This is a genomic window from Serratia marcescens (assembly GCF_001902635.1).
GTDB lineage: Bacteria > Pseudomonadota > Gammaproteobacteria > Enterobacterales > Enterobacteriaceae > Serratia > Serratia marcescens_F.
The window spans coordinates 99870-126569 of the sequence record NZ_MJAO01000015.1; the positions used below are offsets into that span (position 1 = coordinate 99870).

Below are 26700 nucleotides of genomic sequence, written 5' to 3' on the forward strand. Positions count from 1 at the left end.
CGCCGTCCTTATGCCTGCACCAATGGGCCTGGGTTTTTCAGATACTGCTCGCGAATGGCGCGGGCAGACCAGTAAGCCAGCGCCGCCACGGTGCCGGTCGGGTTGTAGCCCAGCCCCTGCGGGAAGGCCGATGCGCCGATCGAGAACACGTTGTGCACATCCCAGCTCTGCAGATAGCGGTTGACCGCGCTGGTATTCGGATCTTCCCCCATCACCGCGCCGCCGTTCATATGGGTGGTCTGGTAGTTGGTGGTATCGAAGTGGCTGTTGGCGTTTTTCGGGCTGCCGGCGATCAGTTTCGGGTTCATCGCCTTGGCGATCGGCGCCATCTTGTCGTACATGAACTGCGCCATCTTGATGTCGTTTTCCTGCCAGTCGAACGTCATGCGCAGCAACGGCTGGCCGAACACGTTCTTGTAGTTGGGATCGAGATCCAGATAGTTGTTGCGGTACGACTGGTGCGCGCCGTGGGCGTCCATCGACACATGGTGGGTATAGGCATCCGCCACCGCCGCTTTCCACTTGCTGCCCCAGGCCGGGGTGCCCGGCGGGGTCGGCAGGCCGGAGATCGGCTTGGTGCCCGCCTGGTTGACCCAGAACGGCGAACCGCCGACGAAGCCTTCTTTGGCATGGTCGAAGTTATCGGCGTTGAAATCGTCCACGCCCACGCCGTTGCCGCCGGCGCCGATGAACGGGTTGGTGAACACGTCTTTATCGAAGAACGCCTTGATGGTGGTCATGTTCTGGTAAGCGAAGTTGCGCCCAACCACGCCTTCGCCGGTCACCGGATCGTAAGGCTTGCCGATGCCGGACAGCAGCATCAGGTGCACATTGTGGAACTGGAACGCGCCCAGGATCACCAGATCGGCCGGCTGTTCAATCTCGCGGCCCTGCGCATCGACGTAGTTCACGCCGGTGGCGCGGGACTTGTCGTCGGTCAGGTTGACCTTCAGCACGTTGGCGTTGGTGCGCAGCTCAAAGCGTTTTTCCATGCGCAGCGCCGGCAAGATGTTGACGTTCGGCGAGGCTTTGGAATACATGTAGCAGGCGTAGCCGCTGCAGAAACCGCAGAAGTTGCACGGGCCCATCTGCGCGCCATACGGGTTGGTGTAAGAGTCCGAGGTGTTGGCGGACGGCAGGTTGTAAGGGTGGTAGCCCACCTCCAGCGCCGCTTTCTCGAACAGCTGGGCGGAGTAGGTGTTTTTCTGCGCCGGCAGCGGGAAGTCGTCGGAGCGATCCGGCGCAAAGCGGTTGCCGCCCTTCTGCGCCACTTTCTGCCCCTTGATGGTCCAGGCGGTGCCGGAGGTACCGAACACTTTCTCCGCCTTGTCAAAGAACGGCTCCAGCTCGTCGTAGGTCACGCCGAAGTCCTGGATGGTCATGTCCTTCGGAATGAAGTTTTTGCCGTAGCGCTCTTCATAGTGGCTGCGCATGCGCAGTTCGATCGGATCGACGCGGAAATGCACCCCCGACCAGTGCAGACCGGCGCCGCCAACGCCGGTACCCGGCAGAAACGCCGCCAGCTGGCGGTAAGGCACCGCGGTCTGGCTGCTGTTGTGGCGAATGGTGACGGTGCTTTTAGACAGATCCTGGAACAGCTTGCGGCGGATGTTATAGGTCAGCTCGTCGATCACCTGCGGATAAGAACCGTCCGGGTAGGTGTCGCGCATCGGGCCACGCTCCAGCGCCACCACGTTGAGGCCGGCCTCGGTCAGCTCTTTGGCCATGATCGCGCCCACCCAGCCGAAGCCGACGATCACCGCGTCTACTTTTTTCATTACCGTTGCCATGATTAGCCCCTCTCCCCTCGAATCGATACCGGCGGGAAGGGATAACGCTCCCCTCGCTCAACCCAGTCCATAAAATCGGCGCGCGCGCCCGGAAAATTAATCAGCTTCCAACCGACCATGTCTTTGTTACCGCCATGGATCGGATCGCTGAAGAAACCTTCACGGGTGTTTTGCAGCAGATAGGAGAAGAACAGTTTCGATGGCAGTTGCTGGAACTCGGCCTCGCCGGACTCGAATTTTTGCAGCATGGCGTCTTGCTGGGCGCCATCCAATTCGGCGAAAGGCTTGCCGGCGGTTTTCTTGCTGTAGGCGTCGGCGTCACTGATGCCGAGGTTGTAGATCTGCTTGGGCACCAGCGGCAGCTGATAGCCCATTTCCTTCGGCACATCGGGATTGAACGGCCCCTGCATGTACCAGATGGAGCCGGTCGCGTAAGGCGTGTTCATCTGACGATCGATAAACTCCGGCACGCCGGCTTCCAATGCGCCGGGGCCGCGTTCGTCGGCCGGGATCAGGCGCGCGACGGCGGCCTTGACGAAGGCCCACTCTTCCGGGGTGAAAAAGGTCGGTTGGTAATCGTTCTGCGTTGAGGTGTTCGTGGCAGCGACCGCCGGTGTCGGTGCCGTCAGCGCGCCAACGCCGCTGCCACCAATCACCGCCGCAGGAATTAAGGTCATCGATTTCAATAAGAAATCGCGCCGCGAATTGTTGGTTTTATGATTCGACATGTCACATTCCATCCAAAGATAGTCACAACTATTTAACCGCAACCTTTCGTTCGATACGGGTTTTTAAAATAATTTGTTACTTATTTGTATGTTTATTGAAGGTCAAGATGCGAGCAAACGCAAAGATGTTACCGGTAACTTATTGAATGAACGTAAAGATTTATCTGCTAACGTAAATTTAACTTTTTGTGCGGTTTTTTCAGTAATCGGAAGGGAAATAACGAAAAATGAGAGGCCGGTCGCGATCTGAACCCGCACCGGAAACAAAATCGGCCGCGTTTAGCGGCCGATTTGACAGGATTGAGGGTTACTGCGACATCGCCTGATAGGCGGTGGTCACCTTCCACAAGTAGCGCGGTGCCTGCGGCGCCGGGTGCTTTTTCTGGATGTGCTGATAAAACTCATCCGGGCTCATCTGATTGATGCGATTGACCGCCACGCGCTTGTCCGAGGAGAAGGTGCGCAACATGGCACCCGCCCCGTTCACGTATGAAACGATGGTGGCGTAACGCAAAGTCTGTGGGTTGTTGATCCCGGCTAGCTGCTGGCTTTGAAGAATATTGATATAGGCCGTTCCCAGATCAATATTGACCGCCGGATCCTTCAGCTCACGCGAGCTGGGCTGCCCGCTTCGTCCTTTCATGCGATAGGCGTCGCGGCCGGCGGTAGAAGCCTTAAGCTGCATCAATCCCACTGCGTTCGAGGTGCTGACCACGTTCGGGTTAAACCCGGACTCCACCTGAATAATCGCTTTAATCAGCGTTTCGTCAACGCCATAGTTGCTGGCGGCCTGACGAATGTAATCGTTGTAGACAACCGGAGTGCCTGTGCGGTTTACCGGTGCCTGCGGAGGGGGTTTTAACCAACCGCCGCGCGTTGTGCCACTGCCTGAAATATTGCTTGCCGTTTGCGGATCTTTGGCGCATCCCGACAAAAGCAAAATTGCCGTAAGGCAACCTATTTTTGTTTTCACAGAATCCCTCACTCCTTTCAATGAGTTGCGTAGCATATACAACTTGTAAGGACACCTGCAGTAATTTTTTGGGCTAATCTCAAGCTACCCATATACCAAGAGGTGATTTATGAGTCAATCTGCAACAGGCTGCTTTGTGGTGACTTTTCGCTATCAGGAAGAGGGATTAACCGACCTGGCCAAGCTGACCGGACAATTGACGCGCGAGGGATTTGTCACGTCGGTGACAGACGAAAAGGGTGTACATCATGAGCTCGGCAGTAATAGTTTTGCCTTCATAACCACATTGGATCAAGGAGATGTACTGCAGCTGGCGCAGGGGTTCGGGCGGCTGGCGTTGGGAAAACAACCGGAGGTGGCGATCGACACCTGTAAGGACTATCTGCAGCGGTTACATACTGATACATAAAATGCTATAACTCTGCGGACGGTATTATTTTTTTCAGTTGGAGAAATAACCCGCCGGCGACGGACTGGTGACGCTTGACTTTGCTTCAATTGATATTGATAATCATTTTCATTTGAGCCAGGAGACGTCATCATGCCATTGATAAATTGCGCTTTTCGCCGCGGTCGCCTTCCCCGCGCTGCCGCACTGTTACGCCCCGTCACCCTCTTTTGCCTGCTGCTCGGCGCCGTGCTGGTCAGCCAAAACGCGCTGGCGGAAAAGAAGCTGCGTGTGGTGACCACCTTCACCATCATTCAGGACATCGCCCAGAACGTGGCGGGTGACGCCGCCGTGGTGGAATCCATCACCAAGCCGGGTGCCGAGATCCACGACTATCAACCCACCCCGCGCGATATCGTCAAGGCGCAGCACGCCGACCTGATCCTGTGGAACGGCATGAACCTGGAACGCTGGTTCCAGCGCTTCTTCGAGAACATCAAGCAGGTGCCGGCGGCGGTGGTGACCGAAGGCATCACCCCACTGCCGATCCGCGAAGGGCCGTATAACGGCAACCCGAACCCGCATGCCTGGATGTCGCCGAGCAACGCGCTGGTGTATATCGAGAACATCCGCAAAGCGCTGGTGGCGCACGACCCGGCCAATGCGGAAACCTACAACCGCAACGCCAAAGCCTACGCCGAGAAAATCGGCGCGCTGGACGCCCCGCTGCGCGAACGCCTGGCCCGCATTCCGGCCGCGCAGCGCTGGCTGGTGACCAGTGAAGGCGCCTTCAGCTATCTGGCGCAAGACTACCAGCTGAAAGAGGTCTACCTGTGGCCGATCAACGCCGATGAGCAAGGCTCACCGCAGCAGGTGCGCCGGGTGATCGACGCGGTGCGCGCCCAGCATATTCCGGTGGTGTTCAGCGAGAGCACTATTTCCGACAAGCCGGCCAAACAGGTGGCGAAAGAGACCGGCGCCAAATACGGCGGCGTACTGTATGTGGACTCCCTGTCCACTCGCGACGGCCCGGTGCCGACCTATATCGATTTACTCAACACCACCGTACAAACCATCGCCAAAGGATTCGATCAATGACCAACGAGCTGTTTGTCCGCCCTGAATTGAACGTGGACGATGTAACAGTGACCTACAACAACGGCCATACCGCCATTCACAATGCCGGCTTCACGCTGAGCGGCGGGTCGATCTGTGCGCTGGTCGGCGTCAACGGCAGCGGCAAGTCGACGTTATTCAAAAGCATCATGGGCCTGGTCAGGCCCACTGCCGGCCAGGTATCGCTGAACGACAAACCGGTGGCGGACGCGCTGAAAAAGAACCTGATCGCCTATGTGCCCCAGACCGAGGACGTCGACTGGAACTTCCCGGTGCTGGTGGAAGACGTGGTGATGATGGGCCGCTACGGCAAGATGAACTTTCTGCGCATTCCGTCGCGCGAGGATCGGCTACGGGTCGACAAAGCGCTGGAGCGCGTCGGCCTGAGCGAACTGCGCGGGCGGCAGATCGGCGAGCTGTCCGGCGGCCAGAAGAAGCGCGTGTTTCTGGCGCGCGCGCTGGCACAACAGGGTACGGTGCTGCTGCTGGACGAACCGTTCACCGGCGTGGACGTGAAAACCGAAAACGCCATCATCGAGCTGCTGCGCGCGTTGCGCGACGAGGGGCACCTGATCCTGGTGTCCACCCACAACCTCGGCAGCGTGCCGGAGTTCTGCGATCGCGTGATCCTCATCAACCGCACGGTGCTGGCCGCCGGCCCGACCGAAACCACCTTCACTCAGAGCAATCTGGAACTGGCGTTCGGCGGCGTGCTGCGCCATATCAACCTCTCCGGGCCGGATCTGCACGACGACAACGATCCGCGCACCGTCACGGTGTTGACCGATGATGAGCGCCCGGCGGTGTTCTACGGCCACACCAAGAGCGATCCGCCGGCCAACAGCCAGGCCAGGGAGAGACAATCCTGATGCTGGACCTTCTGTTGCAACCCTTCAGTTATAACTACATGGTGAAGGCCATCTGGGTCAGCGCCATCGTCGGTGCCGCCTGCGCGTTCCTGTCCGCCTACCTGATGTTGAAGGGATGGTCGCTGATGGGCGACGCGCTGTCGCACTCGGTAGTGCCCGGCGTGGCCGGCGCCTACGCTCTCGGCCTACCCTACGCCGCCGGCGCCTTTTTCACCGGCATGCTGGCGGCGCTGGCGATGACGCTGGTGCGCCACATCACCCGACTGCGCGAAGACGCCATCATCGGCTTTATCTTCTCCACCTTCTTCGCCGTCGGCCTGCTGATCGTGTCGCTCAACCCCACTTCGGTCAACGTGCAGTCGATCATCTTCGGCAATATCCTCGGCATCGCCGACGAAGACGTGTTGCAGGTGGAAATCATCATCGGCGTTTCGCTGCTGATCCTGTGCCTGGTGTGGAAAGACCTGCTGGCAGTGTTCTTCGACGAGAGCCACGCGGTGTCGATCGGCCTGTCGCCGCTGCGGTTGAAGATCCTGTTCTTCACCCTGCTCAGCGCCTGCACCGTCGCTGCGCTGCAAACCGTCGGCGCCATTCTGGTGATCGCCATGGTGATCACGCCGGGCGCCACCGCCTATCTGCTGACCGACCGCTTCAGCCGGCTGGTGATCATCGCCATCATTATCGGCGCCCTGACCAGCGGCATCGGCGCCTACCTGAGCTTCTTCCTCGACGGCGCCACCGGCGGGGTGATCGTCACCTTGCAAACGCTGGTGTTCCTGGCCGCGTTCTTCTTCGCGCCGAAACACGGCCTGCTGGCGTCCAGGCGCCGCGTGGCGCATTCGCAAACCGGAGGCCGCTGATGGACACCCTGTATCAACTGCTCAGTGAACCGTTCGCCTACCCGTTCATGCAGCGGGCGATCGTCGCCGCCATCGTCACTGGCGTGGTATGTGCCGTACTTTCCTGCTATCTGGTGCTCAAAGGCTGGTCGCTGATGGGCGACGCCATCTCGCACGCGGTGCTGCCCGGCATCGTGGTGGCGTTCGTCGTCGGCATTCCGCTGGCGATCGGCGCATTCCTGTCCGGCATCTTCTGCGCGGTCGCCACCGGCTACCTGAAAGAAAACAGTCGGGTAAAGGAAGATACGGTGATGGGCATCGTCTTTTCCGGCATGTTCGCCTTCGGCCTGGTGCTGTTCTCACGCATCGACACCGACCAGCACCTGAGCCACATTCTGTTCGGCAACATGCTGGGCATTACCGACGGCGAGCTGAAGCAAACCCTGCTGATCGCCGGCATCACCCTGGCGGTGGTGCTGCTCAAACGCAAAGACTTCATGCTGTACTGTTTCGATCCGCACCATGCGCGGGTGATCGGCCTGCCGGTCAAACTGCTGCACTATGGGCTGCTGTGCCTGCTGGCGATGACCATCGTCGCCTCGCTGCAGGCCGTGGGGGTGATATTGGTGATCGCCATGCTGATCGCCCCCGGCATCATCGCCTTTATGCTGTGCCGCCGCTTCGATCGCATGCTGATGGTGGCGACGCTGGTGTCGGTATTCTCCTGCGTACTCGGCACCCTGATCAGCTTTCACATCGACGGCGCCACCGGGCCCTGCATCGTCATCGTGCAGGCGGTGTTGTTCATCATCGCCTTGTTGTACAGCAAGTTACGTCCGTTACAGCGTAACCCATCCACGCTCACCAACGCTTAACCCCGCTGCCGATGCGGCGCGCCCCAGCGCCGCATCGGATTTTCCGCCGTTCTCCCGTCCTTTGTCATCAAGTTGCAACCAGTATTGCGCTTAAATTAATCAATAGGGTATATACTTTGAGCTGGCGAGGTGCTGAAAAAATCGCAGCCTTTGACGCCGGCTGTGCGCCGCGTCGTGTTTTCACCAAGGGAAAGACGCTAACCTAATGAATTATCAGGCAGCACAGAGGGGGAAATACCATGTGGCAAGCCGTTAGCCGTCTGTTAAGTGAACATCTTGGCAGCGCAGAGATACGCGAAAGGACTGAACTGCCCGGGGGCGACATTCACCCGGCATGGCGCGTGAGTTACGGAGATAACGAGGTGTTCGTGAAATGCGACGCCCGTGAACAACTGCCGATATTCACCGCCGAGGCCGATCAGCTGGCGTTGCTGGCGCGCAGCAAGAGCGTGCGGGTACCGGAAGTGTACGGCGTCGGCAGCGATCGCGACTACAGCTTCCTGCTGCTGGAGTATCAGCAGCTGAAACCCCTCGACGCCCACGGCGCCTACTGCCTGGGCCAGCAGCTGGCGCATTTGCACCAGTGGAGCGAGCAACCGCAGTTCGGTCTCGACTTCGACAGCGATCTAACCACCACCCCGCAACCCAACGCCTGGCAGCGCCGCTGGTCGGAATTCTTCGCCGAGCAGCGTATCGGCTGGCAGCTGCAGCTGGCGGCGGAGAAAGGCATGACCTTCGGCGACATCGACGACATTGTCGATCGGGTGTATCTGCGCTTGCAGCACCACCAGCCGCAGCCTTCCCTGCTGCACGGCAACCTGTGGCCAGGCAATTGCGCAATGACCGCCCACGGGCCGATCCTGTTCGACCCGGCCAGCTACTGGGGCGACCGAGAGTGCGATTTGGCGATGCTGCCGCTGTATCCCGAGCTGCCGCCGCAGATCTACGACGGCTATCAGAGCGTGTGGCCGCTGGAGGCAGGATTTATCGAACGCCAGCCGCTGTATCAGCTGTACTACCTGCTCAACCGCAGCAACCTGTTTGGCGGCCAGCATCTGGTAGCCGCGCAACGCGCAGTGGAAGCGTTGTTGCAACGCGAAACGTCATAACGTTGCGGGGCGCCCCTCGGCGCCCCGTTCATTTCATCAAGCCGCGCCGGCCAACTGACCCAACAGACGGATCACAAACCAGGCGATCACCGCAATCACGATCGGCAAGACATACAGCGGGAAGTACTGCAGGAAGATGGTGTGGTGTGGCAACGTAATGCGCTCTTCCAGCTGCTGGCGCGTGTGCCCTTCGCTGCCCTTGGCCTGCTCCAGGATCATCTGGTCTTCCAACCCTTCGCGGATGAACTTGACCTGGCGCGACATGCGCGCGCCGGAGGCCTGCAGCGCCAGCCCGACGAAGATCAATATATAGATGATGATGAACATCAGATTGGCGCCGCTGAACAGGCTTTTATCCACGTCAGGCACCGGTGAGTTGTACCAGAAGAGGTTCAAGAACGGCGTGTTGAAGCGCACCATATCCACCATCACGTGGACAAAATCCAGCATCACCGCGTTGATGCCCTTGGTTTTTTCACTGTGCTGATAGATAAAGCCCAGCACGGAAATCAGCGTCGACAGCAACGCCGGGATAAAAACCCCCCATCCGAGAATGCGTTTCAAAATGGCGATACGCCCGGCCTGTTGATACGTCATGTGTTCCCCTTGTTAGCGACGTAACCGAATCGGCTAAGTCTACCTGCAGTTGGCGAAACTCGCCCACCGTTTTCTTCATTCCCGCTGTGCTACAAGCTTAGCCGAATTCGCCGAAATCAACAGTTTACCTGCTACCACGCGCCCTTCGCCGCTGCCCCCCATTTTGAAGCGGCCCGTCGGCAATGTTACAGTAGCGGGACATTCACCCACCCGCGCCGGCAGGAGTTACCCGCTAATGGCTTATTCGCAACGCATTGAAACCGCAATTTTTGATATGGACGGCCTGTTGATCGACTCGGAACCGCTATGGCTGCAGGCCGAGCTGGATATCTTCGGCACGCTGGGCCTGGATCTGTCCGATCGTCACAAGCTGCCGGACACCCTGGGCTTGCGCATCGATCTGGTGGTGAAGATGTGGCATCAGGCAATGCCTTGGCACGGGGTTTCGCTCGATGAAGTGTCGGCGCGGATTATCGAGCGCGCCATCGAGCTGGTGCACGAGACGCGCCCGCTGCTGCCGGGCGTCCAGCAGGCGCTGGCGCTGTGCCGCAGCCAGGGGCTGAACATCGGCCTGGCCTCCGCCTCGCCGCTGCACATGCAGCAGCAGGTGCTGAAGATGTTCGATCTTGAGGGTTACTTCGATCAGCTGGTTTCCGCCGAGTATCTGCCATACAGCAAACCGCATCCTGAGGTCTACTTGATCGCCGCCGAGCGCCTGGGCAGCGATCCGTTGCGCTGCATCACGCTGGAGGACTCTTTTAACGGTATGATCGCCACCAAGGCCGCGCGTATGCGCTCCATCGTGATCCCGGCCGCCGAATATCGCCACGATCCGCGCTGGGCACTGGCGGACCATAAGTTGGACACCCTGGAACAGCTCACCCCCGCGCACTTGGCCTGATCCTGCGGCGCCGGCCCCGGCGCCTCTGTTTCCCCTGACATCCGTGATGAAAGGGAACCATGCGGCAAAGTAAGCGAAACGGTGCTTCATGATTATTGAGTTACCGTGCTGTTATCTTTATGCTGCGCGGCAGGGGAAACGACGGCCTGCGAGGCGCTGTCACTACCACGCAGCGCTCTTTGCGGCCGCCGCTGATGCCCGTCGTTAACCTGCGAAGAACCGCTATCGTATCTTTCCCCGACATGACGAACTGCTCAATTTTTACCCCCGCCCCTCTAAACCGATGATTTGTTGCGCGCTGACGTAACAAGCCGTTGTAAAACAGGGAAAAATAAACAATTGGTTACAGGGTAACTGCTTCCACTACTGGGAATTTTCCCATATACTGGATAAATTAACAGTTTACCAGCCGGAATCGCAACAGCATGACCGCGGAAGGACACCTTATATTCTCTGTCGCTTGCGCGATCTTCGCCAAGAAGGCGGAAGTCACGCCAGAGCTGGCTACCGGCGACTGGTGGCACATCATACCCGCCGCGCTGCTGACCTCGCTGCTGCCAGACATCGACCATCCGAAGTCGGTGCTCGGTCAGCGCCTGCGCTGGATCGCCATTCCCATCGCCCGCGCCTTCGGCCACCGCGGCTTCACCCACAGCCTGCTGGCGATCGCCGGCGGCATGGCGCTGTTTCAGCTGGACGTGCCGCGCAGTTGGCCGATCCCGGCCGACGTACTGCACGCCATGATCATCGGTTATTTCAGCCATCTGCTGGCCGACATGCTCACTCCCGCCGGCGTCCCGCTGCTGTGGCCGTGCCGCTGGCGTTTTCGCCTGCCGCTGCTCAATTCGCAAAAAGGCAATCAGCTGGAGCGCGTGCTGTGCCTCTGTCTGGTAGCGTTTGCCATCTGCTGGCAAGGTGATTTCACCCTCCCGGTGCAATCCTACGTAGAGCAAATCAGAAATATTAGACTCTGATCACACAAAGTCGCTCAACCAATCACCCTTATGTATATAAAACGAACGAATATACACAAAAAGCTATATCAAATTCCATTTGGATATAAGTGAGCCGCTCGGCAAACTGTTACGATATTTACATCGCTACATATCGTGGTGCGTAGTCGTTTTAATATAAGAAAGATTATTGGAGACATTGGGGATGAATCTTCCGCTCGTGATTAACGTGCTGGTGTTTGTCGCCCTCCTTTTGCTGTTGGCGCAAACCCGCCACAAGCAATGGAGCCTGGCGAAAAAAGTACTGGTCGGCCTGGTGGTCGGCGTGGTGTTCGGTTTGGGTCTGCAGTTGGTGTACGGCTCCGACAACCCGGTACTGAAAGAGTCCATCAGCTGGTTCAACATCGTCGGCAACGGCTATGTGCAACTGCTGCAAATGATCGTCATGCCGCTGGTGTTCGCCTCGATCCTGAGCGCGGTGGCCAAACTGCATAACGCCTCTTCTCTGGGCAAAATCAGCGTCCTGACCATCGGCACGCTGCTGTTCACCACGCTGATCTCGGCGCTGGTGGGCGTGCTGGTCACCAACCTGTTCGGCCTGACCGCCGAAGGCCTGGTGCAAGGCGCGCAGGAAAGCGCGCGTCTGACGGCGATCCAAACCAACTACGTAGGTAAGCTGGCCGACCTGACCGTGCCGCAGATGGTACTGTCGTTCATCCCGAAAAACCCGTTCGCCGATCTGACCGGTGCCAGCCCGACCTCGATCATCAGCGTGGTGATTTTCGCCACCTTCCTCGGCGTGGCGTCGCTGCAGCTGCTGAAAGACGACAAGCCGAAAGGCGAGCGCGTGCTGGTGGCTATCGATACCCTGCAGGCCTGGGTGATGAAGCTGGTGCGTTTGGTCATGAAGCTGACGCCATACGGCGTGCTGGCGCTGATGACCAAAGTGGTCGCCGGTTCCAACATTCACGACATCGTCAAGCTCGGCGGCTTCGTGGTGGCCTCGTACATCGGTCTGGCCATCATGTTCGTGGTCCACGCTGTCCTGCTGGCCTTCACCGGCGTTAACCCGCTGAAGTTCTTCCGCAAGGTTTGGCCGGTAATCACCTTCGCCTTCACCAGCCGTTCCAGCGCCGCCAGCATTCCGCTGAACGTGGAAGCGCAGACCCGTCGTTTGGGCGTGCCGGAATCCATCGCCAGCTTCTCGGCTTCGTTCGGCGCCACCATCGGCCAGAACGGCTGTGCGGGCCTCTACCCGGCGATGCTGGCGGTGATGGTTGCACCAACCGTCGGCATCAACCCGCTGGATCCGGTGTGGATCGCCACCCTGGTCGGCATCGTCACCATCAGCTCCGCCGGTGTGGCGGGCGTGGGCGGCGGCGCTACCTTCGCCGCGCTGATCGTGCTGCCGGCGATGGGCCTGCCGGTAACGCTGGTCGCGCTGCTGATCTCGGTCGAACCGCTGATCGACATGGGCCGTACCGCGCTGAACGTCAACGGCTCCATGGCGGCGGGCACCATCACCAGCCAGCTGATGAAGCAAACCGACAAAACCGTGATGGACAGCGAAGACGAAGTCGAATTGGCTCACCGTTAACGCCGTCTCAAAACGAAAAAACCGGGGATCCTCCCCGGTTTTTTTATGCCCCGCGTTCGGTCGTTACGGCCGCTCGCCGTTCGCCAACCGCCGGTTGATGTCGGCGATCACCCCCGGCAATTGCGCCAACGTGTCTACCACATAATGTGCGCCCGCCGCATACAGCTTATCGGCGGCCGCCGTGCGGCGCTGCTCGATCTCTCCCGCCGCCATCCGGCGGTACTCCGGCCAGGTCGCGCCGAACTCGTTGCCGGACAGCGCCAGCCCGACGCTCCACATCCCGGCGTTCAACCCTTCGGCAATGCCCGGCACCGCGTCATCGACCTTCACACAGTGCGCCACCGCATCGATGCCCAGCGCGATCGCGTTCTGCAACGCCATCCACGGTCCCGGCCGACCACCGGCCGCGAGATCGTCAGTGGCGACCCAGTAGTCCGGTGCATAGCCACGCTCCGCAGCGGCAGGCACCAGCACTTCCATCACCGCACGTGGATAACCGGAACAGGAACCGATTTTGATGCCCTGCTCGCGCAACCCGGCAATCACCTGCGGTACGCCCTCGATCGGATCGGCGAAGTCGATCACTTTGGCGATTTGCAGCGGCATAAATGCCTGATACAGCGCGTCGATGTCCTGGTGGCTCATCGAGCGGCCCAGCTTCTGCCGCCAGCGCGCGTCGACCGCCGGCAGCTTGCCTAGCGCCTCGATGTGCTGCCATTTACCCAGCCCCATCGGAATACGCGCTTCCGCCAGGCTGATGTCGATATCGAAGGTTTGTTTGAACGCCTCGACAAAAAGTTGCGTCGGTGCGAAGGAGCCGAAGTCCACCGTGGTGCCGGCCCAGTCGAGGATCACTGCGTTGATCTGTTTCATGGTCAATCCTTATTGATTCCAGTACATCGCCTGCCCGACTGCCGCCAGCAAACGTTCGATATCTTGCGGATAAATTTCCCCGATGTTGCCGATACGGAAACAGTCGCTCTGCGACACCTTGCCGGGATAGATCACAAACCCTTGCTGCTTCAGACGCTGATAAAACTCGGCGAAGCGGTAAGTGTCCGCCTTCGGCGAATAGAAGGCGGTGATGATCGGCGAATGCAACGCATCATCGAGCAGGGTCTCAAAGCCCAGCTCGCGCATGCCCGCCACCAGCCGGTGCTGATTGGTCTGATAACGGCGGTGGCGCGCGGCGATACCGCCCTCCTGTTCCAGCTCTTTCAGCGCCTGTGCGAAGGCCAGCACGGTGTGGGTCGGCGACGTAAAGCGCCATTTGCCGGCCTGGTCTTCCATACAGCGCCACTGGGCATACAGATCCAGCGACAGCGAGCGTGAACGGCCGGCGCATTTCTCCAGTTCGCTGCGCCGGGCGATGACGAAAGCGAAGCCCGGCACGCCCTGAATGCATTTGTTGGCGGAGCTGATGAGAAAATCGATACCCAGCGCGTCAACATCCAACGGGATGCCGCCGAAGCTGCTCATGGCGTCGACGATAAAGGTCTTGCCGTTGCGCGCCGCCAGGCCGGCGACCTTCTGCAGCGGGTTGAGCATGCCGGTGGTGGTTTCACAGTGCACCATAGCGATATGGCTGATGCGCGCGTCGCTTTTCAGCACCGCCTCCATTGCCGCCACGTCCGGCTCATTCACCTCACCGCAATCGAAAGCGTGGTGGTCGATATCCATCAGCCGCGCCATTTCGATCATCCGCGCCCCGTAGGCGCCGTTGTTGACGATCAGCAGCTTGTTCTGCGGGCCGATGGCCGTGCCCAGCACGCCTTCCACCGCAAAACTGCCGCTGCCCTGCAGCAGCACCGAGGTGTAACCGGCGGACGGCGTCGCCAGCGCCACCAATTGTTGGCGGATGCGCTGCACCACGCCGAGGTTGTAATCTTCATCCCAGGTGCAGCTGTCGAACAGCATCGCCTCTTTTACCGTTTTCGACGTGGTCAACGGGCCGGGGGTCAACAGCAGGTAGTTACGATCGGACATGTTATTCACCTATTGGTCTATACCAGATTGCAAGCATTGTGGCGGTAAATTCCTTCCCCGGTCAAACGACAAAGCGCGGTGAAACAAAAAATTCATCTGGCTATGTATAATAAGCGCGTGCCGGAATGTCGGGCCGATGCCATAGCGAGATGAAATGAAAGAACATCAGGGCGATATGCCCCACTACCTGCAGATCAAGGATCAGCTTCAGGCGCGCATCACCCGCGGCGCGCTGCAGGCAGGCGACAAGCTGCCTTCGGAGCGCGAGCTGTGTGCCATCTTCTCCACCACTCGCGTCACCATTCGCGAGAGCCTGGCGCAGTTGGAGGCCACCGGCGCCATCTACCGCGCCGATCGCCGCGGCTGGTTCGTCACGCCGGAGCGGCTGTGGCTGGATCCGACGCAGAACACCAACTTCCACCGCCTCTGCCAGGAGCAAGGGCGCACGCCGCGCACCGCGCTGCTGTCCGGCGAAAAAACCACGGTGCCGCTCGACGTGATGCAGCCGCTGGCGCTCGAACCGTTCGATCAGGTGTATCTGCTGCGCCGCGTACGCTACGCCGACGGCCGCGCGATCTGCTACTGCGAAAACCACTGCCTGCCGCAACGGGTGCCGGAATTGCTCAGCCACGATCTCAACGGCAGCCTGACTGAGGTCTATCAGCAACATTACTCGCTGATTTACAGCAACATGCATCTGTCGTTCTACCCGACGGCCCTGCCTTACCGCGCCGCCAACGCACTCGGTGCCATGGTCGGTCTGCCCGCTTTGCTGCTACGCCGACTGAATTACGATCAGCACGGCCGGATTCTCGATTTCGATATCGAATACTGGCGCCACGACAGCCTGCGCATCGAAGTCGATACGCTTTAACCCCACGCATGACGGGGGCTGCGCCCGCAGCCCCGCCTTCCTCTCCCACGCCCAATCCCCCGTTGCCAGCAAATATATTTTGCTGCTTTCATTTGTTTGTCACATTCGCCGATTAGCTTGGCCGCATATCTGGTGTATACCAGTTTCGCATTAACCCACAACAGTGAGGCTGAAGCTATGAAACTTTCTCGTCTGGTCGTTATGACCGCCATCGCACTCGGTGCCGCGCCGGCCTGGGCCGCCGATGCGGTAGTGACCGTCTATTCCGCCGATGGGCTGCACGACGGCGATCACAGCTGGTATCAAACCCAGTTCGACGCCTTCACTCAGGCGACCGGCATCAAGGTGCAGTACGTCGAAGGCGGCTCCGGCGCCATCGTAGAGCGGCTGTCGAAAGAGCGCAGCAACCCGCAGGCCGACGTGCTGGTGACGCTGCCGCCGTTCATCCAGCGCGCCGCCGCGGAAAAGCTGCTGCAGGACTTCACCCCACAGGATGCGGCGCAGATCGCCGACGCCCAGCCGCAGTTCGTGCCGCTGGTGAACAACTACCTGAGCTTCATCTATAACGCCAAACTGTTGCCGCAGGCGCCCGCCAGCTATCAACAGCTGCTGGACGCGCAGTTCCGCAACAAGCTGCAGTACTCCACGCCAGGCCAGGCGGGTGACGGCACCGCGGTGATGCTGCAGGCGTTTCACAGCTTCGGCGGCAAAGACGCCGGTTTCGCCTACCTCGGCAAGCTGCAAAGCAACAACGTCGGCCCTTCCGCTTCCACCGGCAAGCTGACCGCGCTGGTCAATAAAGGCGAGCTGCTGGTGGCCAACGGCGATCTGCAGATGAACCTGGCGCAGATGCGCAGCAACCCGAACGTGAAGGTGTTCTGGCCGGCCGGGCCGGACGGCAAGCGCAGCACGCTGGTGCTGCCTTACTACGTCGGCCTGGTGCAAGGTGCACCGCAAAGCGCCAACGGCAAAAAGCTGATCGACTTCCTGCTGAGCAAAGAAGCGCAGAGTAGCGTCAGCGCCATTTCCTACGGCATGCCGGTGCGCAAGGACGTCACCCCGACCGACGATAACTTCAAGCAGTCGCAGGCGGCGCTGCAGGGCGTGGACATCTGGGCACCGGACTGGAATCAGGTGGTGAGCAGCCTGTCCGCCGACATCTCCCGCTGGCACAAGGTGACCGAAAGCGAATGACTCTGATTATGCCCTCGCCCCTCTCCTCCCGCGCCTCGGCGCGGGATAACAGCCTGGACATCGCCGGCCCGTCGGGCATTCAGCTCGACCGCGTCAGCGTGTCGTATCGCGGCACCGAAGTACTGAAACCTCTGACGCTTACCATCGCCCCCGGCGAAGTGCTGGCACTGATCGGCCCCTCCGGTTCGGGCAAAACCACCGTGTTACGGGCGATTGCCGGCTTCGTGCAGCCCTCAGCCGGACGCATCGCCATCGGTGACGCCGATGTCACCGACGTGCCGCCCTATGAACGCGGTCTGGGTATGGTCGTGCAGAACTACGCGCTGTTTCCGCATATGCGCGTCGAGGACAATGTGGCGTTCGGCCTGCGCGCGCAGGGCAAACCGCGCGGCCTTACCGCCGAGCGCGTCGAAGAGGCGTTGGCCATCGTCGGCATGTCCGCCTACGCCAAGCGTTATCCCAGCCAGCTCTCCGGCGGGCAGCAACAGCGGGTGGCGATCGCCCGCGCCATTGCGGTGCGCCCCAAAGTGCTGTTGCTGGATGAACCATTGTCGGCACTGGACGCGCAAATCCGCCACAGCATGGTGGAAGAGATCGCCCGCCTGCACCGCGAGCTGCCGGAGCTGACCATTCTGTATGTCACCCACGATCAGGGCGAAGCGCTGACGCTGGCGGACAAAATTGGCATCATGCGCGACGGCCGCCTGATCGCCCACGGCGAAACCCGTGCGCTGTACCACCATCCGCCAAACCGTTTCGCCGCCGAGTTCCTCGGCCGCGCTAACCTGCTGCCGGCTACTGCCCTGGAGACCACCACCGGGCAAGGTATGACCACCGTCAGCTGTGCCGGCAAGGTCGTTGGCTGTTTCACCTACGGCGCGCAGCGCGGCTTCGACAAACTGCTGTGCATTCGGCCGCAGCATATCGCGCTCGATGCCGACGCCCAACGCAGCAACTGCATCATCGGCACGTTGCGCGATATTCACTGGCAGGGGGAGTTGACGCACCTGCAGTTCGATGCGGAAGGCCATCCGCTGCGTGTGGTTACCACCCATCGTAGCCAGATGCCACAGATCGGCGAGCGCGTGCCGCTCTATTTCGCCCCCGACGACGCGGTACTGATCGAGGACTGACATGACCGACTCTACGCTTATTCGCCCGGCCCTGCGGCTGCGCTTACCGCGCCGGCTGTGGATCCTGCTGCCGCTGCTGGTGCTGGCGACGCTGTTTTTCTATCCGCTGGCGCTGATCGTCAAACAGGCGTTTACCGACGATCAGGGGTTGTTCAGCGCCGCCGCGCTGCAACAGGTGTTCGAATCCCGACGCTTTATCGGCGCCCTGCTCAACACGCTGCAGATTGCGCTGCTGGCGACGCTGGGCTGCCTGGTGCTCGGCACCCTGCTGTCGCTGCTGCTGGTGTTTACGCCGTTCCCCGGCAGCCGGCTGATCGCCCGGGTAATCGACACCTTTATCGCCATGCCGACCTTCCTGATCACGCTGGCCTTCACCTTTATCTACGGCTCCGCCGGCCTGTTGAACGGCACGCTGATGGCGACCTTCGGTTTCACCCTGCCGCCGGTGGACTTTCTTTACTCCATTTGGGGCGTGATCCTGGCGGAAATCACCGTGTTTACGCCGCTGGTGATGCGCCCGTTGATGGCGGCGCTGTCGCAGATCGATCGCAGCCAACTCGAGGCCGCCAGCATCCTCGGCGCCCGGCCGGGGCGCGTGGTGCGCCAGGTGATTTTGCCCGCCGCGCTGCCGGCGTTGCTGGCCGGTGGCAGCCTGTGCCTGCTGTTGACCACCAATGAATTCGGCATCGTACTGTTTATCGGCGCCAAGGGGGTCACTACGCTGCCGATGATGGTCTATTCCAAGGCGATTCTGGAATCGGATTACGCCGTCGCCTGCACGATCGCCGTGGTGAATATCGCGCTGTCGCTCGGGCTGTTCTCCCTTTATCGCTACGCCGCGGCGCGCGCCGGGCTGAGGAACTGACGATGTTGATTTGGTCTCGCACCGGCCGCACCCTGACCTGTACGCTGGCGGTCACCCTGTTCGCCCTGTTCTTCTGCCTGCCGCTGGCGGTGATCCTGATGTCCAGCCTGAGCGAACAGTGGAACGGCGTGCTGCCGAGCGGCTTCACCCTCGGCCATTTCCGCCAGGCCTTCAGCGGCGCCTCTTGGGACGCGCTGGTCGCCAGCCTGGCCATCGGCTTTACCGCCAGCCTGTTCGCACTGCTGTGCGGCACCTGGGCGGCGCTGGCGCTGCGCCACCATCAGGGGCGTGGCCAGCGGCTGCTGAGCACGCTGTTCTTCATTCCCAGCGCGGTGCCCTCGGTGTCGATCGGTCTGGGCATGCTGGTGGCATTCAGCCAGGGGCCGCTGCAGATGAACGGCACCTTCCTGATCGTGCCCGCCGCCCACTTCGCGCTGATTTCCGCCTTCACCTTCGGCAACGTGATGGCCGGGCTGACTCGGTTATCGAGCGACTACGAGAACGTCGCCGCCAGCCTGGGCGCTTCGCCGCTGTTCCGCCTGCGCCACGTCACCCTGCCGATGATCGCCCCCTACATGATCTCCGCCTTCGCCCTCAGCCTGTCGCTGTCGATGGGGGAGCTGGGCGCGACCATGATGATCTACCCGCCGAGCTGGGCGACGCTGCCGGTCACCATCTTCAGCCTGACCGACCGCGGCAGCATCGCCAACGGCGCGACGCTGACCATGATCCTGGTGGCGGCCACGCTGCTGCTGATGTTGGTGTTAGAGCGGATCTCGCAACGGCTGACGCCGGGCGTGAAATAGCAACAAGGCGCTGCCATTGCAGCGCCTTGTTCATTTTAGAGCAGGGTCAAAACGGATAGTCGTGATAGCCCTGCTGTTCGGAGATACGCCGAGCGGCGACGTGCAGCAACGCCACATACTCCTCCCGCGCCGCGTCGGAAAAGCGCAGCGTCGGGAATGAGATGCTCAGCCCGGCGAGCGCCACCCCGAACCGATCGAATACCGGCACCGCAATGCAGCGGATCCCCGCCTCCTGCTCCTCGGCATCTTCGCCGTATCCCTGCGCACGCACCCGATCCAGCACCGGCAACAGTTCGCTGGCGCTGGCCAGGGTATGTTCGGTGCTGCGGGTAAATTCAATCTGCGACAGGATTTGCGCCACCTCATCCCGATCGCGCCAGGCCAGCAGCACTTTACCGATGGCGGTGCTGTGCAGCGGGTTGCGGCGGCCGATGCGCGAATACATGCGCAGGTTGTACATTGCGTCGATCTTGTGGATATAGACGATGCCGTCCTCGTCCAAGGCACCGAGGTGAATGGTTTCGCGGGTGCGGTTCGACAGTTCGCGCATCTGCACGTCGGCGCTGCGGATCAGATCGACGTTCTGCAACGACTTGGCGCCCAGTTCGAACAGCTTGAGCGTCAGCGCGTATTTTTCCGTTTCGCCTTCCTGCGAGACGTAGCCCAGCGCTTTCATGGTCTGCAGAAAGCGGTAGACGGTGCTTTTAGACATCATCACCCGTTGGGACAGCTCGGTAATGCCAATCTCGCGCTCATCGCCAAGCGCCTGCAAAATGCCGAACACTTTCATCACGGATGAGACGGCATCCGGTTGCTTGTCTGAATCTGCGTTAGCCATGGTGAATACCCTACTTAACGGTTTTGTTTCAGGAAATTTAAACAAGGGTTTCAGTATAATCGGAACAGATCGCGACACGCAACGCAGCTTAGCGCTAACCGATTGAAGCTAAATGAATAACCGCCGGCCCGCTCACCGCCGCTTACAATTAAGCGGACAAGGCGCATGCAAACGCGACTGAATATGATTAGCATGATAATACTCCCCTGAATGAATACCGCTGAGACCAACATGCGTCCTTGTTCCGACGGACTCCCCGTCCCGCAACGTTATGGCGCGATCTTCGCCATCGCCCTCGGCATTACCGTATCCGTGCTCGACGGCGCGATCGCCAACGTGGCGCTGCCCACCATCGCGCGCGATCTCAACGCCAGCCCGGCCAGCTCCATCTGGGTGGTCAACGCCTATCAGCTGGCGATCACCGTGTCCCTGCTGTCGCTGGCGTCGCTCGGCGATCTGGTCGGCTATCGCCGTATCTATCAGGCCGGGCTGTTGGTGTTCAGCGTCACCTCGCTGTTTTGCGCCCTGTCCGACTCGCTGCTCACCCTGACCATTGCCCGCGTGCTGCAAGGCTTTGGCGCCGCCGCCATCATGAGCGTCAACACCGCGCTGATCCGCATCATCTACCCGCAGCGTTTTCTCGGCCGCGGCATGGGCATCAACTCACTGATCGTCGCCTGCTCTTCGGCGGCCGGGCCGACGGTGGCGGCGGCGATCCTGTCGGTCGCTTCCTGGCAGTGGCTGTTCGCCATCAACCTGCCGATCGGCATCGTCGCGCTGCTGCTGGGTATGAAATTCCTGCCTGCCAACGGCCAAAAAAGCGATAACCGCCGTTTCGATCCCACCAGCGCGGTGCTCAACGCGTTGACCTTCGGCCTGCTGATCACCGCCATCAGCGGCTTCGCCCAGGGCCAGAGCCTGACGTTGATCTTCAGCGAGATCGCCGCGTTGCTGGCGATTGGTGCAGTATTCGTGCGCCGCCAGCTGCGCCAGGAATTTCCGCTGCTGCCGGTCGATCTGCTGCGTATTCCGATTTTCGCCCTGTCGATGGGCACCTCAATCTGCTCGTTCGCCGCGCAAATGCTGGCAATGGTGTCGCTGCCGTTCTTCCTGCAAAGCGCACTGGGCCGCGACGAGGTGGCGACCGGATTGCTGCTGACGCCGTGGCCGCTGGCGATCGTAGTGATGGCGCCGATCGCCGGCCGGCTGGTGGAGCGCGTGCACGGCGGCCTGCTGGGCTGCATCGGGCTGGCGGTGTTCGCGCTCGGGCTGTTTTCGCTGGCGCTGCTGCCCACGAACCCGTCCAATTTAGACATCATCTGGCGCATGGTGCTGTGCGGCGCCGGCTTCGGTCTGTTCCAGTCGCCCAACAACCACACCATCATCTCCGCCGCGCCGCGCAACCGCAGCGGCGGCGCCAGCGGCATGCTGGGCACTGCTCGCCTGCTGGGGCAAACCTCGGGGGCCGCACTGGTGGCGCTGATGTTCAACCTGTTTCCCACCTCCGGCACCCACGCTTCGCTGATCCTGGCCGGCGTGTTCGCCACCCTGGCGGCGGCGGTCAGCAGCCTGCGCATCAGCCAATCGACGTCACCGGCGGTGCAACCGAGCCGCGAGTGATATGGCAGGCATAAAAAAACCCCGGCGAGCCGGGGTTTTTCATTTCATTCAGCCGATTACTTCAGGTACTGGCCGGAACGCAGCGCTTCGATACGCTTGTCGAGCGGTGGGTGCGACATGAACAGTTCGCTGAACGACTTGGATTTGCCGTTGATGCAGAACGCCATCATGCTGCCCGCTTCCTGCGGTTCGTAGCTGGTTTTCAGGCGTTGCAAAGCGGCGATCATCTTCTCGCGGCCCACCAGTTTGGCGGAGCCGGCGTCAGCGTAGAACTCGCGGTGGCGCGAGAACCACATGGTGATAATGCTCGCCAGGATGCCGAACACCAGTTCCAGCACCATCGACACCGCGAAGTAAATCATCGGGTTGCCGTTGCCTTCCCCTTCGCCATCACCGTCGCGGTTGCCCAGGAAGCCGGCAGCGACCTGCGCGATCAGGCGCGAAATGAAGATCACGAAGGTGTTCACGATGCCCTGGATCAGGGTCATGGTCACCATATCGCCGTTGGCGACGTGGCTGATTTCGTGCGCGATGACCGCTTCCGCTTCGTCGCGGCTCATGCTTTGCAACAGGCCGGTGCTGACGGCGACCAGCGAGGCGTCGCGGCGTGCGCCGGTGGCGAAGGCGTTGATGTCCGGCGCGTGGTAGATAGCGACCTGCGGCATGGCGATGCCCGCCTGCTGCGACTGGCGGCGCACCGTTTCCAGCAGCCAGTTTTCGGTTTCGTTGCGCGGTTGTTCAATCACTTCCCCGCCGACGGAGCGCAGCGCCATCCACTTGGACATCAGCAACGACACGAAGGCGCCGCCGAAGCCGAACAGACCGGCCATGATCATCAGACCCTGAACACTACTGGATTGGATTCCTGTCAGGCTGAGCACCAGCCCGAAAACCAACATCACCGCCAGGTTGGTGAGCAGGAACAGAGCTATACGCATCATAAAATGTTTACTTCCTCATAAATGTTAACAAAACGCTGTCTAAGATACCCTAGATCGTATGGGCATTTGTCACAGTTTCAAGAGTTGCGCGTCATTAACCTACTAAAAATACGAAACTTTACAAAAACGACGCGCAACCGGGATTTGGCAAATTGTAAACGATTGTTGCGCAAGGCGGAGGGTTTTTTACGATAAATCTGCCAGGTGATTCATCAGCATGCCCTCCATTCGCCTCTCACAGAAACCGTGATTGATCGCAGCCATAAAAAAACGCACCCGAGGGTGCGTTTTTCATACTGCGAGCCGCGACCTTATTTGGCCGGTGCCGGCTGCTGTGCAGGCTGATCCTTGTCCAGATGAGCCAGGTCCAGCGCGATATGCACGGTTTCATCCAGGTACGGATCCGGTTCCTGGTAATCCTTCGGCAGATCGTCGAGCGATTTCAGCGGTTTCTTGCCGGCGCGCTCCAAACGCTCATTGATGCGTTTCAGACGGGTCGCGTCGTCATCGTGGTTCTCTTTCTCGCGCACCGCCAGATTGAGGGACACAATGTTGCGTTTATCCTTCAGCGCCTTGTAATGCGCGATATCCTGCGCGATGTACTGGAACTCCGGATTTTGCGCGATGCGCTGCTGATGATCTTTCAGCAGTTCCGGCTCGAACGGCGTCAGATCGCCGGTCTTGCTGTAGGTTGCCGCATTGATGCTGTCCCACGGCATGGCGTTATCTTCAAACGCTTCGCCGGTTTCCGCCGGATCGACGCCGGTCGGCATCAGAATGTCCGGGGTCACCCCTTTACGCTGGGTGCTACCGCCGTTGACGCGATAGAACTTCTGAATGGTGTACTGCACCGAACCGAGCGCCGGCCATTCAGGGCGCAACATCTGGTCGTAGATGCGGTTCAGCGAACGGTACTGCTGCACGGTGCCTTTACCGAAGGTCGGTTCGCCGACGATCAGCGCGCGGCCATAATCCTGCATCGCCGCCGCGAAAATCTCGGAGGCGGAGGCGCTGAAGCGATCGACCAGCACCACCAGCGGGCCTTTGTAGTAGGTCACGCCGTCGGTGTCGGCGTCTTCACGCACTTTGCCGTTGTTGTCGCGCACCTGCACCACCGGGCCGCTCGGAATGAACAGGCCGGACAGCGACACCGCTTCGGTCAGCGCGCCGCCGCCGTTGGTGCGCAGATCGATGATCACGCTCTTGACGTTCTGCTTGGCCATCTTCTGCAGCTGCACTTTCACGTCATCGGTCAGACCGACGTAGAAGCCGGGGATGTCGAACACCGCCACCTTCTCTTTGCCGACGGTCTTGATGGTCATTTTCACCGCGCGGTCTTCCAGGCGAATACGCTCGCGAGTCAAGGTGACCACGCGGGTTTTGGTGCCCTTGCCGGCAGGAAGGATATCCAGGCGCACTTTGCTGCCCTTCGGCCCTTTGATCAACGACACCACGTCGTCCAGACGCCAGCCGATCACGTCCACCATCGGTTTGCCGGCCTGGCCGACGCCGACGATGCGATCGCCCACGGTGATCGCCTTGCTCTTCGCCGCCGGGCCGCCCGGCACCATAGAGTTGATCAGGGTGTAGTCGTCATCCATCTGCAGCACCGCGCCGATGCCTTCCAGCGACAGGCTCATCTCGGTGTTGAACTGCTCGGTGTTACGCGGAGACAGGTAGTTGGTGTGCGGATCGATTTCATGCGCAAAGGCGTTCATCGCCAGCTGGAAGACGTCTTCGCTGTTGCTTTGCGTCAGGCGCTTGATGGCGAACTGATAACGCTTGGTCAGCGTATCGCGGATTTCTTTGTCGGTTTTGCCGGTCAGCTTGAGGTTCAGCTCGTCATAGGTGACTTTCGCATCCCACAGGCTATCCAGCTCGGCCTTGTCTTTCGGCCACGGCGCTTTGCTGCGGTCGAGATCGATAGTGCCGTTGCCGGTAAAGTTCATTGGCTTTTCCAGCAGCGACAACGCATAGGTGTAACGCTCGAAACGGCGTTTCTGCGCCAGATTGAACAGCGCGTAGAAGGTGTCCAGCTTGCCGGTTTTCAGCTCTTCGCCGACCTGATTGCGTTTGCCGGCGAACTGCGCCACGTCGGAGGCCAACAGCACGTTATGGTTGTAGTCCAGCATATTCAGGTAGCGATCGAAGATCTTGCCTGAAAACTCCGCATCGAGGGCAAACTGGCGGTAATGAGAGCGAGTGAAGCGCGAAGTTACGCGCTCACTCACCGTAGCGTGCTGGGGTTCCTGTTGCAGTTGGGGCAGTTGACCGATGCGGATGTTGGCTGTTTCCGCGCCGTAACTGACACCCGCCCACAGCAGCCCTGCAATCGCTGTTAATCTGACGAATTTGTTCATGCCTTGGTTGGCCTCCGTATCAGAACTGCAAGTGTTCTGCGCGCACAATCATCGCCAGACCGGAAGAGAGCTGCACACGTACGCCATCTTTAGCGATTTCGAGTACGGTAGCATCCATCGCGCTCTTGCCTGCTCTGACTTTGATTTCCTGGCCAATTTGCAGTTTAGAGATATCCGTGACTGGCGCATAACGCGGCTGGCTTTCCTCTTTTGCTGCACGAGGTTGACGAGCTGGCTGTGGGCGAGTTTGTGGGCGCGGCTTGCGGTTTTCCGGCGCGGCTCCGCCTTCGCGACGTGCAGCGGGCTTTTTACCGGCTGGACGCGGACGGCGTGGCGCAGCATCGGCGGATTCACCGGCGGCTTCACGTTTTTTGGCGTTTTGTTCGGCACGCTGTGCCTGAACGCGCGCTTTGGCTTCTTCAAGCTGCTGGCGAGCATGATCGACATGCTGCTGTTCCAGTTCACCGCACGGGTTACCGTCCAAATCGACGCGCTGCGCGCCAACTTTGACACCGTACAGGTAACGCCAGCTTGAGGTGTACAGGCGCAGGGCAGAACGCAACTGCGTTTTGCTGAGACTCTCTTCCCCCTGCACGCGCTCTACCAAATCCTGAAAAATACCGATTTTCAGCGGACGAGCTTCGCCTTCGGCGCTAAAGCAGAGCGGAAAACGCTCGGCAAGAAAAGCAATGACTTCTTTACTAGAGTTCAACTTAGGTTGATTTTCCATGAAATTTCCTGATTACAACGGTATTGCCAACAAGCCACAGGCATGAACAGGCGTCATTATAATGACGCCATCGGTAATTGCCACGTTAACCGTCGATCAACTTGCCGCCACAGTGACGTATTTCGCACTGTCACACTGTTCCAGTTGCTCGCAAAGCCCCGCCACCACTGCTTTCAGGCCCGCTTCGTCCTGTTCGTCGAAGCGTTGATAAACCGTGCTGTCGATGTCTAAAACACCGATCACCCGGCCGCCGACCGACAGCGGCAGCACGATTTCCGCGTTGCTGGCCGCATCGCAGGCGATATGGCCCGGAAACGCATGCACGTCGCCGACGCGTTGCACGCAGTTTTCCGCCACCGCCGTGCCGCACACGCCCTTGCCCACCGGGATGCGTACGCAGGCGATCTTGCCCTGGAACGGTCCCAGCACCAGCTGGTCGCCATCCATCAGATAGAAACCGGCCCAGTTCACGTCATCCAGGCGCTCGTTGATCAGCGCGCTGGCGTTGGACAACGCGGCGATAAAGTTGGTCTCTCCGCCGAGCAACGCGCTCAGGTCACGTTTTAATTCCGCGTAGAATTGTTCTTTTGTCATGTGTTAACCATTGAAACAATGAAG

General features: G+C 60.1%; 26 protein-coding genes. 15 read left to right on the plus strand and 11 right to left on the minus strand.

Features of this window, described 5'->3' with window-relative positions; all coding sequences use genetic code 11:
- Window positions 1-8 precede the first annotated feature (8 nt).
- From BHU62_RS16065 to BHU62_RS16075, 3 genes are all read right to left on the minus strand, one after another.
- Window positions 9-1790: a GMC family oxidoreductase gene (locus BHU62_RS16065; RefSeq protein WP_073532892.1), complete on the minus strand. Its 1782-nt coding sequence runs from the start codon at window positions 1788-1790 to the stop codon at window positions 9-11.
- Between the two features lie 2 nt (window positions 1791-1792).
- Window positions 1793-2518 carry a gluconate 2-dehydrogenase subunit 3 family protein gene (locus BHU62_RS16070; RefSeq protein WP_073532893.1) on the minus strand — a complete coding sequence of 242 codons (726 nt, stop codon included), beginning with the start codon at window positions 2516-2518 and terminating at the stop codon, window positions 1793-1795.
- A 307-nt stretch (window positions 2519-2825) separates the two neighbouring features.
- Window positions 2826-3491 carry a transglycosylase SLT domain-containing protein gene (locus BHU62_RS16075; protein ID WP_025159924.1) on the minus strand — a complete coding sequence of 222 codons (666 nt, stop codon included), beginning with the start codon at window positions 3489-3491 and terminating at the stop codon, window positions 2826-2828.
- Window positions 3492-3600: 109 nt separating this feature from the next.
- Between BHU62_RS16075 and ghoS the strand changes: the two genes are divergently transcribed.
- The 6 genes from ghoS (at window position 3601) to BHU62_RS16105 (ending at window position 8687) form a co-directional block, all read left to right on the plus strand.
- Entirely contained in the window at window positions 3601-3900 is a 300-nt protein-coding gene (ghoS, locus tag BHU62_RS16080) for a type V toxin-antitoxin system endoribonuclease antitoxin GhoS (protein ID WP_073532894.1), read from the plus strand.
- A gap of 132 nt (window positions 3901-4032) precedes the next feature.
- Window positions 4033-4977, plus strand: coding sequence for a metal ABC transporter substrate-binding protein (locus BHU62_RS16085; RefSeq protein WP_073532895.1), 945 nt, complete (start codon window positions 4033-4035; stop codon window positions 4975-4977).
- Window positions 4974-5864: a manganese/iron ABC transporter ATP-binding protein gene (locus tag BHU62_RS16090; protein WP_073532896.1), complete on the plus strand. Its 891-nt coding sequence runs from the start codon at window positions 4974-4976 to the stop codon at window positions 5862-5864. The genes BHU62_RS16085 and BHU62_RS16090 overlap by 4 nt, the downstream gene beginning before the upstream one ends.
- Window positions 5864-6724 (plus strand): iron/manganese ABC transporter permease subunit YfeC, encoded by an 861-nt coding sequence (yfeC, locus tag BHU62_RS16095; RefSeq protein WP_033638311.1) that lies wholly within the window; start codon window positions 5864-5866, stop codon window positions 6722-6724. The genes BHU62_RS16090 and yfeC overlap by 1 nt, the downstream gene beginning before the upstream one ends.
- Window positions 6724-7578 carry a metal ABC transporter permease gene (locus BHU62_RS16100; protein WP_073532897.1) on the plus strand — a complete coding sequence of 285 codons (855 nt, stop codon included), beginning with the start codon at window positions 6724-6726 and terminating at the stop codon, window positions 7576-7578. The genes yfeC and BHU62_RS16100 overlap by 1 nt, the downstream gene beginning before the upstream one ends.
- A gap of 239 nt (window positions 7579-7817) precedes the next feature.
- Window positions 7818-8687, plus strand: coding sequence for a fructosamine kinase family protein (locus tag BHU62_RS16105; protein ID WP_073532898.1), 870 nt, complete (start codon window positions 7818-7820; stop codon window positions 8685-8687).
- A gap of 36 nt (window positions 8688-8723) precedes the next feature.
- Here BHU62_RS16105 and BHU62_RS16110 read toward each other — a convergent pair whose 3' ends face one another.
- Window positions 8724-9284: a YniB family protein gene (locus tag BHU62_RS16110; RefSeq protein ID WP_073532899.1), complete on the minus strand. Its 561-nt coding sequence runs from the start codon at window positions 9282-9284 to the stop codon at window positions 8724-8726.
- 235 nt (window positions 9285-9519) lie between these two features.
- On the opposite strand from BHU62_RS16110, the gene hxpB reads away from it, so the two are divergent.
- The 3 genes from hxpB to BHU62_RS16125 all read left to right on the plus strand — a co-directional run bounded on the left by hxpB (window position 9520) and on the right by BHU62_RS16125 (window position 12735).
- Window positions 9520-10185, plus strand: coding sequence for a hexitol phosphatase HxpB (gene hxpB / locus BHU62_RS16115; RefSeq protein ID WP_073532900.1), 666 nt, complete (start codon window positions 9520-9522; stop codon window positions 10183-10185).
- Window positions 10186-10610: 425 nt separating this feature from the next.
- Window positions 10611-11159, plus strand: coding sequence for a metal-dependent hydrolase (locus BHU62_RS16120; protein WP_049300228.1), 549 nt, complete (start codon window positions 10611-10613; stop codon window positions 11157-11159).
- 184 nt (window positions 11160-11343) lie between these two features.
- Window positions 11344-12735: an L-cystine transporter gene (locus BHU62_RS16125; protein ID WP_073532901.1), complete on the plus strand. Its 1392-nt coding sequence runs from the start codon at window positions 11344-11346 to the stop codon at window positions 12733-12735.
- A gap of 63 nt (window positions 12736-12798) precedes the next feature.
- Here BHU62_RS16125 and phnX read toward each other — a convergent pair whose 3' ends face one another.
- Together phnX and phnW are read right to left on the minus strand one after the other, a co-directional pair.
- The gene (gene phnX, locus BHU62_RS16130; RefSeq protein WP_073532902.1) at window positions 12799-13608 is read right to left on the minus strand and encodes a phosphonoacetaldehyde hydrolase; all 810 of its coding nucleotides are present in this window, start codon (window positions 13606-13608) and stop codon (window positions 12799-12801) included.
- A 9-nt stretch (window positions 13609-13617) separates the two neighbouring features.
- Window positions 13618-14721 carry a 2-aminoethylphosphonate--pyruvate transaminase gene (phnW, locus tag BHU62_RS16135; RefSeq protein WP_073532903.1) on the minus strand — a complete coding sequence of 368 codons (1104 nt, stop codon included), beginning with the start codon at window positions 14719-14721 and terminating at the stop codon, window positions 13618-13620.
- A gap of 154 nt (window positions 14722-14875) precedes the next feature.
- On the opposite strand from phnW, the gene phnR reads away from it, so the two are divergent.
- From phnR to BHU62_RS16160, 5 genes are all read left to right on the plus strand, one after another.
- A complete protein-coding gene (phnR, locus tag BHU62_RS16140; protein WP_019454892.1) occupies window positions 14876-15595 on the plus strand; it encodes a phosphonate utilization transcriptional regulator PhnR in 720 nt (239 codons plus the stop codon).
- A gap of 177 nt (window positions 15596-15772) precedes the next feature.
- Entirely contained in the window at window positions 15773-16789 is a 1017-nt protein-coding gene (locus BHU62_RS16145; RefSeq protein WP_073532904.1) for a 2-aminoethylphosphonate ABC transporter substrate-binding protein, read from the plus strand.
- An 8-nt stretch (window positions 16790-16797) separates the two neighbouring features.
- A complete protein-coding gene (gene phnT, locus BHU62_RS16150; RefSeq protein ID WP_073532929.1) occupies window positions 16798-17922 on the plus strand; it encodes a 2-aminoethylphosphonate ABC transport system ATP-binding subunit PhnT in 1125 nt (374 codons plus the stop codon).
- Window position 17923: 1 nt separating this feature from the next.
- Window positions 17924-18787 (plus strand): 2-aminoethylphosphonate ABC transporter permease subunit, encoded by an 864-nt coding sequence (phnU, locus tag BHU62_RS16155; protein ID WP_073532905.1) that lies wholly within the window; start codon window positions 17924-17926, stop codon window positions 18785-18787.
- A gap of 2 nt (window positions 18788-18789) precedes the next feature.
- A complete protein-coding gene (locus BHU62_RS16160) occupies window positions 18790-19593 on the plus strand; it encodes an ABC transporter permease (protein WP_073532906.1) in 804 nt (267 codons plus the stop codon).
- Between the two features lie 46 nt (window positions 19594-19639).
- Here the strand turns inward: BHU62_RS16160 and kdgR are convergent, their stop codons facing one another.
- Window positions 19640-20431, minus strand: coding sequence for a DNA-binding transcriptional regulator KdgR (gene kdgR / locus BHU62_RS16165; RefSeq protein WP_073532907.1), 792 nt, complete (start codon window positions 20429-20431; stop codon window positions 19640-19642).
- 231 nt (window positions 20432-20662) lie between these two features.
- On the opposite strand from kdgR, the gene BHU62_RS16170 reads away from it, so the two are divergent.
- Window positions 20663-22051 (plus strand): MFS transporter, encoded by a 1389-nt coding sequence (locus BHU62_RS16170; protein WP_073532930.1) that lies wholly within the window; start codon window positions 20663-20665, stop codon window positions 22049-22051.
- A gap of 56 nt (window positions 22052-22107) precedes the next feature.
- On the opposite strand, the gene htpX is transcribed toward BHU62_RS16170, so the two are convergent.
- From htpX to BHU62_RS16190, 4 genes are all read right to left on the minus strand, one after another.
- A complete protein-coding gene (gene htpX / locus BHU62_RS16175) occupies window positions 22108-22992 on the minus strand; it encodes a protease HtpX (protein ID WP_016927998.1) in 885 nt (294 codons plus the stop codon).
- Window positions 22993-23303: 311 nt separating this feature from the next.
- Entirely contained in the window at window positions 23304-25352 is a 2049-nt protein-coding gene (gene prc, locus BHU62_RS16180) for a carboxy terminal-processing peptidase (protein ID WP_073532908.1), read from the minus strand.
- 19 nt (window positions 25353-25371) lie between these two features.
- Entirely contained in the window at window positions 25372-26082 is a 711-nt protein-coding gene (gene proQ, locus BHU62_RS16185) for an RNA chaperone ProQ (RefSeq protein ID WP_073532909.1), read from the minus strand.
- Between the two features lie 96 nt (window positions 26083-26178).
- Window positions 26179-26676, minus strand: coding sequence for a GAF domain-containing protein (locus BHU62_RS16190; protein ID WP_073532910.1), 498 nt, complete (start codon window positions 26674-26676; stop codon window positions 26179-26181).
- Window positions 26677-26700: the final 24 nt, after the last annotated feature.

Bases quoted from the DNA above. Each gene is read 5' to 3' on its own strand.
- BHU62_RS16170 (WP_073532930.1), top strand. From the start codon at position 20,663: ATGCGTCCTTGTTCCGACGGACTCCCCGTCCCGCAACGTTATGGCGCG.
- ghoS (WP_073532894.1), top strand. From the start codon at position 3,601: ATGAGTCAATCTGCAACAGGCTGCTTTGTGGTGACTTTTCGCTATCAG.
- htpX (WP_016927998.1), bottom strand. From the start codon at position 22,992: ATGATGCGTATAGCTCTGTTCCTGCTCACCAACCTGGCGGTGATGTTG.
- phnU (WP_073532905.1), top strand. From the start codon at position 17,924: ATGACCGACTCTACGCTTATTCGCCCGGCCCTGCGGCTGCGCTTACCG.
- BHU62_RS16120 (WP_049300228.1), top strand. From the start codon at position 10,611: ATGACCGCGGAAGGACACCTTATATTCTCTGTCGCTTGCGCGATCTTC.
- prc (WP_073532908.1), bottom strand. From the start codon at position 25,352: ATGAACAAATTCGTCAGATTAACAGCGATTGCAGGGCTGCTGTGGGCG.
- BHU62_RS16085 (WP_073532895.1), top strand. From the start codon at position 4,033: ATGCCATTGATAAATTGCGCTTTTCGCCGCGGTCGCCTTCCCCGCGCT.
- hxpB (WP_073532900.1), top strand. From the start codon at position 9,520: ATGGCTTATTCGCAACGCATTGAAACCGCAATTTTTGATATGGACGGC.
- BHU62_RS16160 (WP_073532906.1), top strand. From the start codon at position 18,790: ATGTTGATTTGGTCTCGCACCGGCCGCACCCTGACCTGTACGCTGGCG.
- BHU62_RS16090 (WP_073532896.1), top strand. From the start codon at position 4,974: ATGACCAACGAGCTGTTTGTCCGCCCTGAATTGAACGTGGACGATGTA.
- phnX (WP_073532902.1), bottom strand. From the start codon at position 13,608: ATGAAACAGATCAACGCAGTGATCCTCGACTGGGCCGGCACCACGGTG.
- proQ (WP_073532909.1), bottom strand. From the start codon at position 26,082: ATGGAAAATCAACCTAAGTTGAACTCTAGTAAAGAAGTCATTGCTTTT.
- phnW (WP_073532903.1), bottom strand. From the start codon at position 14,721: ATGTCCGATCGTAACTACCTGCTGTTGACCCCCGGCCCGTTGACCACG.
- BHU62_RS16145 (WP_073532904.1), top strand. From the start codon at position 15,773: ATGAAACTTTCTCGTCTGGTCGTTATGACCGCCATCGCACTCGGTGCC.
- BHU62_RS16110 (WP_073532899.1), bottom strand. From the start codon at position 9,284: ATGACGTATCAACAGGCCGGGCGTATCGCCATTTTGAAACGCATTCTC.
- BHU62_RS16100 (WP_073532897.1), top strand. From the start codon at position 6,724: ATGGACACCCTGTATCAACTGCTCAGTGAACCGTTCGCCTACCCGTTC.
- yfeC (WP_033638311.1), top strand. From the start codon at position 5,864: ATGCTGGACCTTCTGTTGCAACCCTTCAGTTATAACTACATGGTGAAG.
- kdgR (WP_073532907.1), bottom strand. From the start codon at position 20,431: ATGGCTAACGCAGATTCAGACAAGCAACCGGATGCCGTCTCATCCGTG.
- phnT (WP_073532929.1), top strand. From the start codon at position 16,798: ATGCCCTCGCCCCTCTCCTCCCGCGCCTCGGCGCGGGATAACAGCCTG.
- phnR (WP_019454892.1), top strand. From the start codon at position 14,876: ATGAAAGAACATCAGGGCGATATGCCCCACTACCTGCAGATCAAGGAT.
- BHU62_RS16065 (WP_073532892.1), bottom strand. From the start codon at position 1,790: ATGGCAACGGTAATGAAAAAAGTAGACGCGGTGATCGTCGGCTTCGGC.
- BHU62_RS16105 (WP_073532898.1), top strand. From the start codon at position 7,818: ATGTGGCAAGCCGTTAGCCGTCTGTTAAGTGAACATCTTGGCAGCGCA.
- BHU62_RS16190 (WP_073532910.1), bottom strand. From the start codon at position 26,676: ATGACAAAAGAACAATTCTACGCGGAATTAAAACGTGACCTGAGCGCG.
- BHU62_RS16070 (WP_073532893.1), bottom strand. From the start codon at position 2,518: ATGTCGAATCATAAAACCAACAATTCGCGGCGCGATTTCTTATTGAAA.
- BHU62_RS16125 (WP_073532901.1), top strand. From the start codon at position 11,344: ATGAATCTTCCGCTCGTGATTAACGTGCTGGTGTTTGTCGCCCTCCTT.